Raw genomic sequence first — 14,607 nt, forward strand, 5'->3', positions numbered from 1 at the left:
GAATTAGCTCGGACGCTGTTTACGGTTCTCTAGCTTTTCAGCAACCTGCTCTAATATCTTAGCTGCCTGCATTTCTGGCGTAATTTTTCTATCATTTGGATCGCCTACCGACAACTCATCATCATTGAGAATGCGCTTAAGTTTTTCCATACATGTGAGTGCTTCTTTAGCTCCTTTATAAAGCCACACAAGATCACCACGACCTTGCTTATCAAAGATATCTTGGCCGTATGCTTTTGTGATTAAATTCACAGAGCTTGAGGCGGCCATTTCTAAACAGAGTTCTAGCCGCTCTTTTGTCTCAGGTTTTAAATGACCGACTTTCTTTTCTTTAGACATAAAAATCCCCCTATATAAACAACTTATAAGGGGGATTAAATTCAGGTTTGTTGTGTGGTTTACATCTTAATTAATAGCACTTTAACGCTGTACCCTGCATAACAACTCTGCCCGCTGGCAAATCACTTCTATATGTAATAACGGCTGAATCTGCCCCGTACTTATCTTTAGCAATCCGCTTAAATTCTGAATCAGCTTTATCAGCAAAGTTAAAAGGATTGCCACGCGTATCAGTATTGATAGGACCTAGCTTTTTACAACCATTAACCAAAGTGCTATCGCTATCAAGTAATTGAACGCTCGTATCACGCGGAACTGACGCACAAGCGACCATTGAAATACATATTGTTATTAAACTTAAAGCCTTAATCATTCTACTACTCTCTCAAAATTAGGCGCTCTTATATCGTTTATATCATCGCCCCAGAAACGCTCACGGTCTTGTGTCCGCTCTGCTTTGCGTAATGCCTTCTCTCGATAGCCGGGGGCAATGGTGTCTTGAATCTCATCAAAGAACATACGATTAATTGCCGCTTTTGTATACCACAAGTTCTGTGCTGGTATTTTGCTTTTCACAAATTTGAAAGCTTCGTTGCCGAAATTTGTGTCTTTTCCTTCATTGTACTGTGTGAGATTACCAACAGTTAAACCAAGCAAAGAAGTAAAATCACTGCCTAGTGGACCAGACACAAAAGAGTTAGCATCACGGCCAGAAGTATCAGTACCAGCAACCAGAATGTCACCAAGTACAGGTAAACCTCCACCAGCAACAAGCGAACGCAAAAAGAAGCTACTTGCCTTTTTAGGGTCGCTGCTATCATAAATTGTTTGTGGGTCATTACCGTTTAGTAATTCACGCAACTGAACAACAAGACCACCGAGTAAAGTCATAGTTACAGCCAAAGGAATGGTATAGGCAGCTTTACCTTTTAAGCCTTCTTGTGCCATTGTTCGACTACCTTGGCGCATCAAGAATGATGCAGAGAAAGATTTAAACTGCATTAGTCCCTTTGTCACTTCACCTGTGATGGTTCCCTTTGCGCCTACTTGCATCCAAGTACGTTCACGAAGCCCCGCCTCAATTACTGCCATGCCCTGCTCATCTAGTAAATGTGCTTGAAGTTGTGAGGCTACCTGATCTTTAATTTGATTTGGATCACCAAAAGCCGCTAGCTTTTCATCTGGAATTTCATAGATAGAACGAGCCGACATGAGTTGATTACCCTTGCGGTCCACAACTGGTTCAGCCAATTGGAATACCTGCCAAGCGCGCTCATCTAAGCCAGTATTTGAAAGCAATTCTCTATCTTGAACATCTAGATCATTCCAAGCTTTTGAACGGCTTAAGCGGCCGTACTTCTCCATAAGAAGCTTAGTAAATCCAACTTTTGAGGCAGAAGTAAGAGCATTTAAAAAAGACACTCGCATTACTTGGGTTGCAACACCGCTTGATATACGAGCCAATTTTTCAGATTTACCGTAAGTCGCTGTTAGTCCATCATCTGACCAGCGCGCAATTGAGCCTAGCATTTCATCCGTGGCTAGCCCTAAACTGTGGGCCAGTTCTCGATCTGCTTTATTGGCTGGGTTTAGCTGTCCGATTAATTCGCCGAAAGCCTTGCGATAAGATACATCATGCACACTTGCAGTTTTTGCAATAGTTGCTTGATCAGCAATCGATGCAATTGTAGTACCGCCGAGCATAGAAGCAACATTCATTGATCGATATGCAAGACCTAAGTTTGCCAGTACTTGAGACTGTGGAGAATTCCCCCCACTAAACTCATCAAACATGACCTGTGCACGTTTACGAGACGATTTAGTTTTATTGTCTTCAATACCTTTTGCCCAGTCTTTATTAGCTGCGGCATCCATTAAAATTTTTAGTGCTGTTTTTGGATTGCTTCCCAAGTTTTCTACCATGGCAATGTCTTTAGAAAGGCCATTTACATGTGCTTCAACTAGATCAACAAATTGCATGCCGCCGAACTCAGATTGATATTCCAGCCATGCATCAGCATCTTTAAAATGTAGAACCCGACTTTCACCATGACGATTAGTCACTTTGGATGTGCCTGCACCTGTCGCTTGTCGGCCTACTTCAATTTTGTTTGCACCATCACTTGATAGCGTATCGTAGGTATATTCCAGCAGTGAGCGTATTTCTTGCTGTGAGTAGTAATCACCGTTTTCATGCACATATTGCCGTGTGTCAATTAGAGATTCAGCCTTACTTACCCAAGCCTCTTTCCCAGCCTTAGCAATTTTTTCTAAGTTGTGCGTTTGAGGTAAACCCCAATTATCTAGCTTTCCAATGTCGCCGCCATTCCGGTTAAAACGGTCACGCATAGCTTCAAAAACATCGCCCATCTTATCGCTAATTTTTTTCGCTAATGGGTCGCCTGTATTATCGCCGAAACGCTCACGCACAATTTTATGAACTAATTCTTGATCTGTGAAAATTCCTAAACCGCCTTTAATGTTGGTGTAGAAATCCACGAGCTCACCACGATAAATTGAAGCAATACCACGCGCTTTTGAATCAATTGATTGAATGCCCGACATATCACCATGAGCCGCAACCATACGGTCTATAACCTCCATTGATGAAAGCTTGCCATGGTCTAATGCTGCAATATTTTGGGATTGTTTCAGGATGTCTTGAGCTGCAATTTTATGCTTGCGTTTTAATTGTTCTTGAATATCGATAGCAACTTGCTTTGATGCCTCTGTTAGTTTTTCAGCATCGGAAAGATTGCGCCATTTATCACGATCCTTACGCGCCATATTACGCATAGTTTCATTAATGCGTGCTTCAATGTCTGTTGCTTCTTGAGCTGTGAGGGATTGCTTGCCAAGTGCTTTAGCTACGGCTTGTTTGCATTGTTCTTTCATAAAAAATGCCCAGATAATTTTAGCTATCTGAGCATTTAATTTGTGGGGGTTTGTTGTGTATTGAGAAATTACTTTTTAAAGACTGGATTAAAATAATTTCTAAAACTTCTAATAGCCTTGTCTTGGTCATAGCTATTACAAATAAAGAATTCTCTAAAATAATATTTTTTATTGAATACAAAAAATGCTTTCGCTTTCTTATATCGAGTTATTGCCACTTTAGCGGGAACCCTTTCATAACCCCAAAGAACATCTCTTTCTGGCTCGGGTAGAGCATCAAAAGTATCGCTGCCCCATATACTAATTAGTTCACCATCTTTAGGACCACCGACGACCTCAGTAAATATACGCATATGCACCTCTTTACAGTTTTGCTGCTATAGCCAATTCACGAAGTGTCACGCCTGTATGAGTATCTCTCAAATTAGCTTTCCAATAACCTTGAGTTACCCATTTATCAAGCTCCCAGCAATAAACATCATCAATTGCTTTGGTTCTTGTGGCTTCTTTCACCTCATCTCTACCACCGAATCGGGTAACAATATCTTTATGCTCAACCACATATGCTTGGCCTTTATCGCCAACTTGAAGACATAAACGTGATTTAATTCCATCTTCATATTGGATGAGCCAATTATCCGAATCGCTTTCAGTTCTTTCCTCAAACACAACAATGCCTTTTTCACCAGATGGATGTTGTATTAGATCGCCTTCAAATATTTCACAATTAAGATAATCATTGTATGGAGATTTAAGCATTTTACTCATCCTCCAAAATAACCCATTCCAGCAACTCAACTCTTTGTTTCAGTTCTAAGATGATTCGATCAAAGCTTTTTGATACTTCTTTGTTTTGGGCTGATTTTTGAAAAAGCTTTTGATCTTCTATATCGCGATTGATTGAAGCAATCATTTCTTCAACTTCTTTCTTTGTTCTCATTTTTGCACCTCTGCAATACCTGATTATTGGTGTGGCAACTGCTCAGGTTAAACAGCTTTTCGGTGATCAGCCTAGCCACAAATTGATTATACATTAGCCAAATTGCAAAGCACAGTTCAATGCGGTTTGCGTTGCTAAAATATCCATATCAGCTTGCTTGATTTCTGCTTCAAGTTCAGCGTGATAGTCACGTAATGTCATTGTGAATTCTTCTGGTTCACCTAGTGAGTTAATACGATTCACTGCAATTGGTTGATCAGGATTTGAGAAGATCACATCAAGCGCGGCTTGGCCTTCTGGGGTATCACCAAACAACGAGCCTTGTCGCGGGTCGCCCATGTTTTCAATGGTCTGAATTTCAGAGCTAATGGATTCACCAATTGCCTTTGCGCTCTTGCGGTTATTATCAAATACCTCAAGAAATCTTCTTGCTCCATCACTTAATCCATCATCAATAAGTTGACCTTGATCTAAATAATCGCGGACGGTTTGCCCATTGGCTTTAATGTCTGAAAGCTTTTGCGCGGCTTGTGCCAAGTCTTTTGAAATTGAATTTTCAAAGCGTCCGCCTTGCTTCACTAAATCGTTAAGCTGTGACAATTGAGGGGCCGAACGGAGTAAAGCATTTAAGACATTCTTACTATCATCATCTAGGTTTTCAGATAGACGAGTTACTAGATTAGAATCACCGTAAGCACGCTGCACAATTGCTGATTCAATTCGGCGCTTACCTTCTTGAGATAAACGACCACCACCAGTTATTACCGATCCACGCTCAGACTGTGGCAACTGGTCAACAAAGCTACGGACATAATCCATTGAACCATCGATATTGATAGAGCCATCACTATTAATTTTAAGTAGCGTTGAATCTGGTAAACGGTCTGAATCACCTATGGCCCGCTCAGTTGCACTGAATTGCGCCACATCGCTTTCATTTGCAAGTCTAGCGAATTGCACACGGTCAACATCACTAAGACGTGTACGCACTAATACAGGCTGTTTCATGCCTGTTATATCCAAGCCGCGTTGATTAGCCCAGTTATTAACAAAGTCTTGATATGCACTTGCTCGACCATTTTCATAAGCTCGACCAATCGCTAAAGTTCGACCATTGCCTGATTCAACAATATTGTCAGGGCCAATAATTGGCGCACCGTCTGAAAGTTTATAAGACTCGCCCAATAGTTCAGGCTTCAAGTCATCGGCCATGCGTTCAATTTGTTGGCGTGATGCTTCACGTGTACGATCACGCGGTTGTAATTCACTTGGGTAAAGTGGATTGACGCCGTAAAGACGGTCATTAGATGCTATTAAATCGCCCCAGTCTTTTACTTCATAGGCAAAGTCATAGCTTGAGCCATCCATTCCATAAGCTGGACTAGCCTCACCATAACGTGAACTTAACTGATTCCACTTGTTGCGCCATTTGTTAATAGCTTCCCCAGCCGTCATACCTGACATACCGTTATTCTTTACGATAGCTTCTGCATTTTTAGCATCGTACGAACGCACCACATCAATTAATGGACGGTTAGGATCTGCCTCAAGTACTTTTACGGCTCCTCCTGGTCCTAGCAAATGACCTAAGTACTGCTCATGTGCTACAGGTTCACGGCCTAAGTTTTTACGAATATAACTATTGGCTTGTTTAATATGCTTTAAACCAATGCGAATTTGTTCATCAACGTTATTACGGTCTTTACCACCTAAGTTTTTCCAAGAATCATCTAAGACTTGGAATAGGCCATAAGCGCTTGAAGTCGGGTTTTTAGCTGTATGGCTAAATTGTCCGCCTGTTTCAATATGGCTAATGGTTAAAGCAACGCTAGGGTCTACGCCCTCTTGCTTTGCGCGTAGAGCGATTTGTTTTGCATTAGTTGGTAAAGAGCTATTAGCATAGTCAAATGTGGTTTTACGCGGCTCTCCTTGCACTTTAGCTGGCACGCTTACAGTCTGTCCTTTTAAAATCTGGTCAGTAGCTGCATCTAAATTTTTATAATGATTGTTTTGTTGAACTGGATCTGTCGTACGTACCGGCAAAGTTGTGTCTTCAAACTCAAAACTATTTTTAACCAAGGTGTCATTTATCGCATCATTGCGGGTTTCAAAATCATCGGTATTTAACTGATTTATTTCTGTATCAACATCTTGGTCTAATTTGTTTTGTTTTGATCCTAAATAACGTGCACCACCAAACATCAAAGCATTTAAAAGCAAGTCAGTTGCTACTGATTCGCCCGTAACCTCATATTGTTTAGCTTGTTTGTCATAGCCAGCCGCTTCAAGAATCTGATTACTAGCATATTGAGTTGCAGTATTTAAGCCAGTTGCCCCACCAATTGATAAGGCAGCATCACCAACTAAACCGCCTGCCCCCTTAAAACCATAACCAATAGGTAGTGCTGTGCCGACTGCATCACCAACCGCATTTACACCAGCAACTTTTAGGGCTGTGTCTTCATCAACGCCATTACGAGTCAAATCGGTGTAAACATAGTTGCCTGTAGAACCACCTGTAAGAGTGACAGCTCCAATCGTACCACCAGTTACAGCACCTAAAGAGCCGCGAAATAAATAATCACCAGCACCAACACCAAAGCGACCAACAACACCTGTATTTGCTTTATCTTCTAGTTTATCAATTGTTCCATAAACAAGATTATCTCGAGATTTTTCACGCTTAGCTTTGTACTCTTCGTAAGGCTCAATAAATTCGTTTGTTGAAACATCTTTTAGGCTGTAACTAACACGGTCCACAACTGCATCGATCGGTGCGGAAATAGCATCACCAACTTTGTTTAAGCCAATTGCAGCCCCACGAAAAGGTGATGAGATTGCGCCAGAGAAAGCGCTAGGCTCATTAGGTCGAATGTCAGGATGTTGCAAGCCTTTGCTATTGAGTTCTTCAAATTCTTGCTGATTTTCACTAGATAAATCTGATAACCAGTTACTCATTATTTAGTCACCCCCGTCATGCGTATACGCCAAACAGCACCTTTTACAACCAGAGGACGACCACGCTCATTGATAAGGTCGTACATTAAGTCGCCATTAGACGCTTTAGTGGTTGAGCGAGCTAATCGAAAGTTATCAAGATCATTTACAGACATGCCTGTTGCCTTAGAAATATCTGAATAACCTTTCTGGACTTTCGATTCAAAAGTTGAGTCAGTCATTCCGTATGGTTTAGACACTTTCCAATCAGAAATACCGCGATCTGTATAATCCTTAAAGCCGCCCTTTTGTGTATAAACACCACCAGTAGCAAGACCCAATGCAGTACGTCCTATCTCATCTTTGTACTCGTCTGCATCTTTATGCGTTTGCCCACGCGCTTCGGTGAGATAAGCATAGATAGACTGGAATGCAGCATAGTTAAGATTTGCTGTCTCACCTGAAACGGATTGCCCTACATACTGATTAAACTTTTCTTTCAGCAAAGCATCTTTAGGCTGAATCATTTGCTTATTTTTAAGAGCCTGTTTGCCTGCAACAATCGCCGTTGCTACGTCTAAGCCAGCATCAGATCGGAAATTATTAGCACGTGCATAACCAGCCATTTGATAAGCTGCATCACCATTTCCCAATTGCCCTAAAGCCTCACCCCAAATTTTCGCACCGTTTTTAATGCCTTTGGTTTGCGTAATCATAGAGCTAATCAAATTCAGCTTTTGTTCTACGTTAGCATCTTCCCATGCCTTTTTAGCCGCTGGTAATGCTTCATTTGGAATGGGTTTAATGGTTGCGTTTGGATCTTTATCACGCTGGGCAACTTGATACGACCCAATCGTAATAATATTTTGAGCAAATTGATTCGGGTTTAATCTAACCATTGCTGGGTTTACTTCTGGCAACTCAATGCCCTTTTCCCGCAATGCTTGAGTCGGGTTTTCTTTGGCTGTTTTAAGCTTGGTGTCATAAATACTTTGATAAGTAGCCAATATCTTATTTTCACCTACTGGATCAGCAGATGAACTGTTTTTCATATTTGCACGGCGTTTATTAATTTCAGCAAGCTGTTGATTGGTATCTAAGCCTTGAAAGCGAATGAAGTCTGTAGATTGTTTTTTATAAAACTCATATTCTTTTTCTGACGGCGTACCTTTTACTGCCTGCTCAACATCACTTTGATACTTCAAATCAAGTGGGCGACCAGTCAAAGTACTTTGCTTAAATTCATTTAAAACCTTCTCGGCCTCATTTACGCGCTTATTTTCATTAACCTGTTGGCGTTGCTGAAGCGTAGTAATTTTGCTTTGAATTTCAGTCTGAAATTTCTGAACTGTAGCGCCGTCTAGAAATTTATATTCTTTGAGGCCTGTTGCTGTGGTCTTTAGTGCTTCAATGTCATTTCCTGCAATGGCTTCCGTAATCTTTGAATTGACATCATTCACATCACGCGCCGTTTCATACTTGGTTGCCAGTTCGATTTTTTGCGCTTCAGACAAAGGCAGACCGATTAAGTTATCAGAAAGGTACTTTTTACCTTCTTCACGACTCATACGTGTAGCTACATCGAAATAACGATCAGCTAAAACACCGCCTTTTTGCTCATCGGCACGTAATTGCAATCCCATGAATGAAGAACGCTGGCGCACTACATTACTATCCCAATATTTTTTTAATTCATCTTGGGCATGTCCGGGTAAATTAGGCTGCAATTCTGTAAATTTTTGGGTAGAAAATGCATTGATTTCTTCATCTGCCTGCTTAGCATTTATGACGCCATTACCAAGGCGGTTTTTAATATCAACCACCTTGTCATTAAAATCGGTAGATAATGACTCATCAAGCTTTAACTGGCCTTCTTTAGCCTCAAGCTGGTTGTTATAAAGCTCTAAGTTTTTAGCTGTTACTTCTTGCTGACGTTGCTCTTGATCACGCTTTTGTGCAATCTGTTCGGCAGTATTGCTGACATTTTGAAGTGTATTAGCAATCATCTGTCCGCTTTGGTTTTGTGGCATTTGGATACGCTCAACCTGTGGCGTAGCGTTTCCAAAGTTGCCCATTGGGATACGTGCCATTACTTCCAGCCTCCTTTAGAACCACTGCCACCGCCAGCTTTAGACAAGCCACTTGCACCAGCGGAAACAGTATTTAGTACGCCAGTTGCCGCTGCTGTGTTTGCATTGCTCTTATAAATACTCGCTTCGGCTCGTAATCGCTGTGATGCGTTAAAACCTGATATTTCAGACATAGCAGCATCGTATTGTGCATCTTGCTCGATCTTGTCATTAATCGTGACAGTTGTTCCTTCGTTGACACTTAGACCATTTTCAGCCGCTTGTGCTCTTGCTGCTGACTGGACTCTATTTTTTTGCTTTAGAATACGCTCAGCTTCTAAACGACCACTTGCTTTTGATGCATCGGCATCGGCCTCGGCTTGCTCTTGCTGAGTTTTATTTGTTGAATATGCTGAGTATCCTGAAATTGCAGCACTCAGTACGGCTGCACCAACCGCAACATAAGCTAAACTCATGCAATAAACTCCTTATCTTGAAAACCAATGCTTTTCAGAAAGTTGTCTATTTCACTTTCAGGAATTGTTAAATCTTCCTCAAGCTTTGCAACATCAGTTTCTTTTGTTGGATGGATAGTCAACCAAGAACTATCTTCATGAAAATATCCGATACGCTTTGTACCGGGTAATGACTTCATAATTTGCGGCGCATGAAGGGTTTTAATCCCATCTTCGGTGATTAGTGATACTGCACCTTTAAGCAAAATATTTAAGTGCTCTGTACTGTGCATTCTGCTAATAACTAACGTGCCTTCGGCTGCATCCATCTGACGCATATAAATATCAGGTGCGAAATGATGAATAACAGGCGGTTCACGCTCTTCTAGTTCATCAGTGGCAATGCCATCAAGAATTTGCTCTTGAATGCGTTTCACTACTTCAAGATAAGTGCGGCGGTCAGGATTGCTTAAAATACGTTTTAATGTTTCTACTTTTTCAAGTTGCAAAGCTTCTTTATCCATAATCACACCTTCATTTCTAAAACTGCGCCAGAAAGCTGAAAGCCCAATGACGTATAGAGTTCAATGCAATTTTGCGTATTTACCATTGTTGAAGTGCCGCAACAGATATTATTGGCACCCATACCAACGGCCCAGCCGATGAATGCTTGTACCAAAGCTTTAGCAATTCCATCGTGTCGATGATCTGGCTTTACATACATAACGTGGTCGTATGCGAGCTTATGGTCTGAGTACCAATCAGTTGAGATACCACCAGCAAAGCCGCCAACGATTTGCCCTTTAGCAATAGCAAGGAAAATTACGCCGTTGCCATCAAGCAACCATTTAAAATGCTTTGCTGCTTTATCAGGTATATACCCACGGTTCTTAAAAACAGGCGATTCATTTACGAAAGCAGCGCCTATTTGCACCAGCATCGGTATGTCTTGAAGTGTGGCAAGGCGTATTTTCATGGTTATCTCTCGTTGATCGATAGTTGCATGGCTATAGCTTGCAAGTGAAAAGGCAAAGGTTTGTTGTGTGTTATAACAATCGGCACTGCATGCAGATCAGACCAGTTGCCACCTTCAATTAAGTGATACCCAGTTTTAGGCGCTTGAGAGTCCATTGGAGTTTCATCAAACTCAAATAGCTCTAGCAACTCACCGTTAATTTCTGGTGCAAGAGTCTTATTAAAAAAGAACGCAATACGATCTACTTTTGCTTTAAATAATAAAGTTGATGATGGGTTCTGGCTTAGTTCAGGTGGGAACATGACAGCTTCACTGTTGATCGATTGACCATAATTGATAGTTTGGCCTGTCATACCTTGAAACTGTATTTCTGTACTTGTTTCAGTGAAGTCAATAAAATATATAGACTCACCATTAGTCTGATTTACAGCTAAATTCCTTAGATAATGGTAAGAGGATTTACTTAAGGTATCGCTTTCAAGGGTTACTGTTCGCTGTGAGTCTAAATAGGCATCAAAAGTAATTTGCTCTAAACATGTCAAACCATTACGACTGATGAGCATGAAACATAGATCTGATCCCAACCCTGTCGGCACAGAACATATGCTCATAGCGATACCGCCAAAGTCATGATTTGCCCATGCAATAACTTCTTGATCGCGGTTCAAAGTAATTGATGCAACTTTTCCGTCTCCTAAAACGCACCATACAATGCTTTCAGGTTCTTGCTGGTAGCTAATTTCATTGATACCACCGTGTATCTCACCAATATGTGAGGATAGCGCGCTAATCTCTGGCGACACTAATCCGTCAACCTCATATCGATAAGACAGTGCTCGTAAGCGCTCACCACCACGTTGAATAAATAGAATCTCATTACCCACGCGGCAAGGACGAGTTAAAGGGTATGCACCAAATGCGGTATGTTCATTGATATTCACAGTAGTAGGAGTTAAAGCACCATCACTACTCACCATGTATTCACCGCCAGAGGTTAAACAGACAACACCTCGCTGGGCCTCAAGAAATAGAATACTATTGGCTAGTCCTGAAGCTGACACGACACTGAATGCATCGCCATCATCAGTGGTTTCAAGAAAGTTTGCATTCCCACCAACTGCACTAAACCAAATTTTATTAGGCGCTTTTTTGGTATTTGCTAAAACTAAGCGCTGCTTAAAGTATGTACAGCATCGTGGGTAACCATCTGTACTGTTGAAGGCTGGTGGTAGAATGGTCCAAGCACGCTCGATAGCCTTTACATCCGACTCAAGCTTTACTAGTACTTCACCATTAATCTGATTTGAATCAACAAACTCAGTAATCTTGATAATGCCGTTATTTACATCGATATAACTTCCAACATCACTTGACTTAAAGCCGCTTGAATCACTCGACACCATTACCCAAAATGTAGGAGATATATTGGGTTGGTGTCCTGCCCCATCTTTCAGAGCTTGATATAGTTTACTGCTGTAACTTATCACGTCACCGACTAGGTAAGTCGTTATCTCTGACCACTCACTAATACCATCTAACGCAAAAGAGACGAAGGAACCTAATTCAACACCTGAAGCAGTGCCTTTTCTAAATGGACTTCTAGCACTTTCAGAGTCTGTTGGCGCATTTGTGTAAACGAACTCACTAAATTCCCAATTGCTAAAATCTGTAGAACTACGGAAACGTTGCACAGGCACATCACTGTGCGTAAAAAACATTTCATAACGATATTGTACGAACTGTAATTCACGTAGTTGGTTGGCTACATATGGAGTAGTTACGGTTGCTACAACTGATTTAGTACGTGGGTCAAAAACTTGGATTGAAAGAGGTCTTAAAATCAGCATGTATGCTTGATCTGAATTAACCACGAAAGGAATTAAGCGATAACAGTTCGCACTCAAAGTCAAAAAGAACGTGCCTGGTCTTTTTCTAATGCCGCCTTCAACAAGGGGGATCACATTCAATAATTTTTTAGCGCCGTTTGAATACTGCTGAATATCCGTACGAGTATACAAAGTTGGCGATAGTTCACCAGCACTGAAATTATTTTTAATGACATACTGTTTCATCCTAGATGGTACCCCTTATCCATGTAGCGTGAGTCCATCAACGAAGATCCATAATCATCTGCAAAGTCTTGTGCTGGACGTTCTTGTCCATTAATTGCACGCGCTTGCTTGAGCATGTTTTGTAGTTTTTGCCATGCACTATCACCTTCAGCATTACTGCCAGTGATGGGCTTCGCCAACTTATTTACCAAATAAAGAGCCATGCACTCGCTAAAGAGTGAATCCCACATATCCTCATTTTTCTCATCGGCTATATAGATCAAATTAATCAATGAGCAATTAGCAAGGATGTGTCGCCCTTCAATTTCATATTCAAACTGGCCTGTGTCATATACACGCAAAAAGTCTTTAGGCAATGGAAAGGCATTTTGATACCCAAATGACGGATATGTTGTGATAGGTGCTAACTGAATACGGCGCTTTGCAAATGACCATGGATGCATACGCAGTAATGCTTTACGAGTAGGATCGTATAAAGATGCGCATCGCCGTGCGTTCTCAGTATTTTCATCAAATGAAAGGATTGATTTTGCCCCAATCATGCTTAGTGCTTGATTGCAGACGGACACATCTGTATTAGCCATAATAAAAAAACCCGCTCAATTTTGATTATATTGGGCGGGTTTTAGGTGGGGTTTATTGTGTGTTAAGCACTGAATAAGCGATAGCCTTCAAGCTCCCAAAGCTTATTTTCAGCATGCTTTTCTGCATTACCGCGTGCCATACGTTCGCCGATATCAGCATTAAAATTTTCAGCATTTACACATGCACTAAAACCCGTTGCTAGAAAAAACTTACCATCTAAGAATGCATGTACAAAAGTTGAAGTGGTTCCACCCGGACGTTGCTCAACTGTATAGGTTACTCGTTCCATCAAAGCGTCAATATCTGCTTTAGTTACACGTGGTGCTACAGCTTTTTCAGCTAATTCTTGTTCTGTTACTGGCTTAGTCATTGTCAATTTCCTATATTTTGATAATAAAAAACCCACCACCCGAAGGTGATGGGAACTAAGGATTAAATTACAAAGTCAAACGCTACGACTTTTTGTTCACTTGCACGACCAGCCGCCATTGAAGTAACACCACCAACTTGGCTAATGTTCTTTTTGTCTGGTCGTTTAGAGATATCAAAGCCTGTGATATCCGCATCGCCAAAGTGAACCGCTGTGCTTGTGTACATACAGCTACGGCGTTCAGTAGCACCACCAGCACCATTGTTCAATTTGTTGTAAGGGATCCAGTTAAGACCTAACCACTTCCCTGAAATATCGCCTTCTTGAAGCATCTTAACTGCCATGTAGTCAGCGCTCATGAATTGAGTTTCAGACAACAACAATTCCATCATGCGGCTGTTATACACAACATTAAGCACTTCACCGTTATGCTCGTCACATTCATTGTCACGGAAAAGAGCTTTTGCCTTAAGCAACTGTTGTTTCAGTGTGCCAAAACCAGAAAGAATGATCTGAGTACTTGGCAAAGCAACTGTAGTTGTTGACTTAGCACCTGCATCATTCACAGTGGTACGAGTTACACCACCAACCAATGCTTGATAAATAATGTCGTCAACTTTACGGTTGCGCGCACTGATCAGATTTTTCATATATTTATCTGATGGATTGGCCTTTAATTTCGGCAAATCACGACTTTCAATCGGGATAAATAAATCAAAATCAGTCATCAATGCTGTACGCACACCAGCATCAGGAATCGTCCATGCGGTATCACCAAAACGCGCGCCAGAAGCTTGCATTTCAACTTGACCCATGTCGTTAATAGTGAAAGATTCACCTTCAATTTTCCCACGGTTTACTGATGTTTTCAGTAATCGTGATTCATTTTGCATTGCTGCAATTTCGTACGTGTTTGCATACTGAGTGACAAACGCCGCCGTGATCTTATTCTCGTTTACAATAGGCATG

At 41.2% G+C, this 14,607-nt stretch carries 15 protein-coding genes; all 15 read right to left on the minus strand.

The window, feature by feature from the left end; genetic code table 11:
• Positions 1-3 precede the first annotated feature (3 nt).
• The 15 genes from ACS125_RS18515 to ACS125_RS18585 all read right to left on the minus strand — a co-directional run bounded on the left by ACS125_RS18515 (position 4) and on the right by ACS125_RS18585 (position 14,600).
• Positions 4-339: a hypothetical protein gene (locus ACS125_RS18515; protein ID WP_443273795.1), complete on the minus strand. Its 336-nt coding sequence runs from the start codon at positions 337-339 to the stop codon at positions 4-6.
• Between the two features lie 70 nt (positions 340-409).
• The gene (locus tag ACS125_RS18520; RefSeq protein ID WP_443273797.1) at positions 410-712 is read right to left on the minus strand and encodes a hypothetical protein; all 303 of its coding nucleotides are present in this window, start codon (positions 710-712) and stop codon (positions 410-412) included.
• Positions 709-3,234, minus strand: a complete 2,526-nt coding sequence (locus ACS125_RS18525; protein WP_443273799.1) for a hypothetical protein — start codon at positions 3,232-3,234, stop codon at positions 709-711. The genes ACS125_RS18520 and ACS125_RS18525 overlap by 4 nt, the downstream gene beginning before the upstream one ends.
• Positions 3,235-3,302: 68 nt before the next feature.
• Positions 3,303-3,587: a hypothetical protein gene (locus tag ACS125_RS18530; protein WP_443273801.1), complete on the minus strand. Its 285-nt coding sequence runs from the start codon at positions 3,585-3,587 to the stop codon at positions 3,303-3,305.
• Between the two features lie 10 nt (positions 3,588-3,597).
• Complete coding sequence (locus ACS125_RS18535) at positions 3,598-3,993, minus strand: hypothetical protein (RefSeq protein ID WP_443273803.1); 396 nt, start codon at positions 3,991-3,993, stop codon at positions 3,598-3,600.
• A 1-nt stretch (position 3,994) separates the two neighbouring features.
• The gene (locus ACS125_RS18540) at positions 3,995-4,174 is read right to left on the minus strand and encodes a hypothetical protein (protein ID WP_443273805.1); all 180 of its coding nucleotides are present in this window, start codon (positions 4,172-4,174) and stop codon (positions 3,995-3,997) included.
• Positions 4,175-4,267: 93 nt separating this feature from the next.
• A complete protein-coding gene (locus ACS125_RS18545) occupies positions 4,268-7,132 on the minus strand; it encodes a lytic transglycosylase domain-containing protein (protein WP_443273807.1) in 2,865 nt (954 codons plus the stop codon).
• Positions 7,132-9,117, minus strand: coding sequence for a methyl-coenzyme M reductase (locus ACS125_RS18550; RefSeq protein ID WP_443274027.1), 1,986 nt, complete (start codon positions 9,115-9,117; stop codon positions 7,132-7,134). The genes ACS125_RS18545 and ACS125_RS18550 overlap by 1 nt, the downstream gene beginning before the upstream one ends.
• Before the next feature lie 83 nt (positions 9,118-9,200).
• Entirely contained in the window at positions 9,201-9,656 is a 456-nt protein-coding gene (locus tag ACS125_RS18555; protein ID WP_443273809.1) for a hypothetical protein, read from the minus strand.
• Positions 9,653-10,159, minus strand: a complete 507-nt coding sequence (locus ACS125_RS18560; RefSeq protein ID WP_443273811.1) for a hypothetical protein — start codon at positions 10,157-10,159, stop codon at positions 9,653-9,655. The genes ACS125_RS18555 and ACS125_RS18560 overlap by 4 nt, the downstream gene beginning before the upstream one ends.
• 2 nt (positions 10,160-10,161) lie before the next feature.
• Positions 10,162-10,611 (minus strand): GNAT family N-acetyltransferase, encoded by a 450-nt coding sequence (locus tag ACS125_RS18565; protein WP_443273813.1) that lies wholly within the window; start codon positions 10,609-10,611, stop codon positions 10,162-10,164.
• 2 nt (positions 10,612-10,613) lie between these two features.
• Complete coding sequence (locus ACS125_RS18570) at positions 10,614-12,683, minus strand: carbohydrate-binding protein (protein ID WP_443273815.1); 2,070 nt, start codon at positions 12,681-12,683, stop codon at positions 10,614-10,616.
• Entirely contained in the window at positions 12,680-13,267 is a 588-nt protein-coding gene (locus ACS125_RS18575) for a hypothetical protein (protein ID WP_443273817.1), read from the minus strand. The genes ACS125_RS18570 and ACS125_RS18575 overlap by 4 nt, the downstream gene beginning before the upstream one ends.
• A 62-nt stretch (positions 13,268-13,329) precedes the next feature.
• Positions 13,330-13,638 (minus strand): Gp49 family protein, encoded by a 309-nt coding sequence (locus tag ACS125_RS18580; protein ID WP_443273819.1) that lies wholly within the window; start codon positions 13,636-13,638, stop codon positions 13,330-13,332.
• A 62-nt stretch (positions 13,639-13,700) separates the two neighbouring features.
• Positions 13,701-14,600 (minus strand): phage capsid protein, encoded by a 900-nt coding sequence (locus tag ACS125_RS18585; RefSeq protein ID WP_443274029.1) that lies wholly within the window; start codon positions 14,598-14,600, stop codon positions 13,701-13,703.
• Between the last annotated feature and the right edge of the window lie 7 nt (positions 14,601-14,607).

The organism is Acinetobacter sp. PFS20 (genome assembly GCF_052261015.1).
Lineage (GTDB): Bacteria > Pseudomonadota > Gammaproteobacteria > Pseudomonadales > Moraxellaceae > Acinetobacter.

Excerpts from the sequence above, each read along its gene's own strand:
- ACS125_RS18530 (WP_443273801.1), bottom strand. The coding sequence starts at position 3,587 with ATGCGTATATTTACTGAGGTCGTCGGTGGTCCTAAAGATGGTGAACTA.
- ACS125_RS18575 (WP_443273817.1), bottom strand. The coding sequence starts at position 13,267 with ATGGCTAATACAGATGTGTCCGTCTGCAATCAAGCACTAAGCATGATT.
- ACS125_RS18540 (WP_443273805.1), bottom strand. The coding sequence starts at position 4,174 with ATGAGAACAAAGAAAGAAGTTGAAGAAATGATTGCTTCAATCAATCGC.
- ACS125_RS18520 (WP_443273797.1), bottom strand. The coding sequence starts at position 712 with ATGATTAAGGCTTTAAGTTTAATAACAATATGTATTTCAATGGTCGCT.
- ACS125_RS18570 (WP_443273815.1), bottom strand. The coding sequence starts at position 12,683 with ATGAAACAGTATGTCATTAAAAATAATTTCAGTGCTGGTGAACTATCG.
- ACS125_RS18555 (WP_443273809.1), bottom strand. The coding sequence starts at position 9,656 with ATGAGTTTAGCTTATGTTGCGGTTGGTGCAGCCGTACTGAGTGCTGCA.
- ACS125_RS18515 (WP_443273795.1), bottom strand. The coding sequence starts at position 339 with ATGTCTAAAGAAAAGAAAGTCGGTCATTTAAAACCTGAGACAAAAGAG.
- ACS125_RS18535 (WP_443273803.1), bottom strand. The coding sequence starts at position 3,993 with ATGCTTAAATCTCCATACAATGATTATCTTAATTGTGAAATATTTGAA.
- ACS125_RS18525 (WP_443273799.1), bottom strand. The coding sequence starts at position 3,234 with ATGAAAGAACAATGCAAACAAGCCGTAGCTAAAGCACTTGGCAAGCAA.
- ACS125_RS18560 (WP_443273811.1), bottom strand. The coding sequence starts at position 10,159 with ATGGATAAAGAAGCTTTGCAACTTGAAAAAGTAGAAACATTAAAACGT.
- ACS125_RS18545 (WP_443273807.1), bottom strand. The coding sequence starts at position 7,132 with ATGAGTAACTGGTTATCAGATTTATCTAGTGAAAATCAGCAAGAATTT.
- ACS125_RS18565 (WP_443273813.1), bottom strand. The coding sequence starts at position 10,611 with ATGAAAATACGCCTTGCCACACTTCAAGACATACCGATGCTGGTGCAA.
- ACS125_RS18580 (WP_443273819.1), bottom strand. The coding sequence starts at position 13,638 with ATGACTAAGCCAGTAACAGAACAAGAATTAGCTGAAAAAGCTGTAGCA.
- ACS125_RS18550 (WP_443274027.1), bottom strand. The coding sequence starts at position 9,117 with ATGATTGCTAATACACTTCAAAATGTCAGCAATACTGCCGAACAGATT.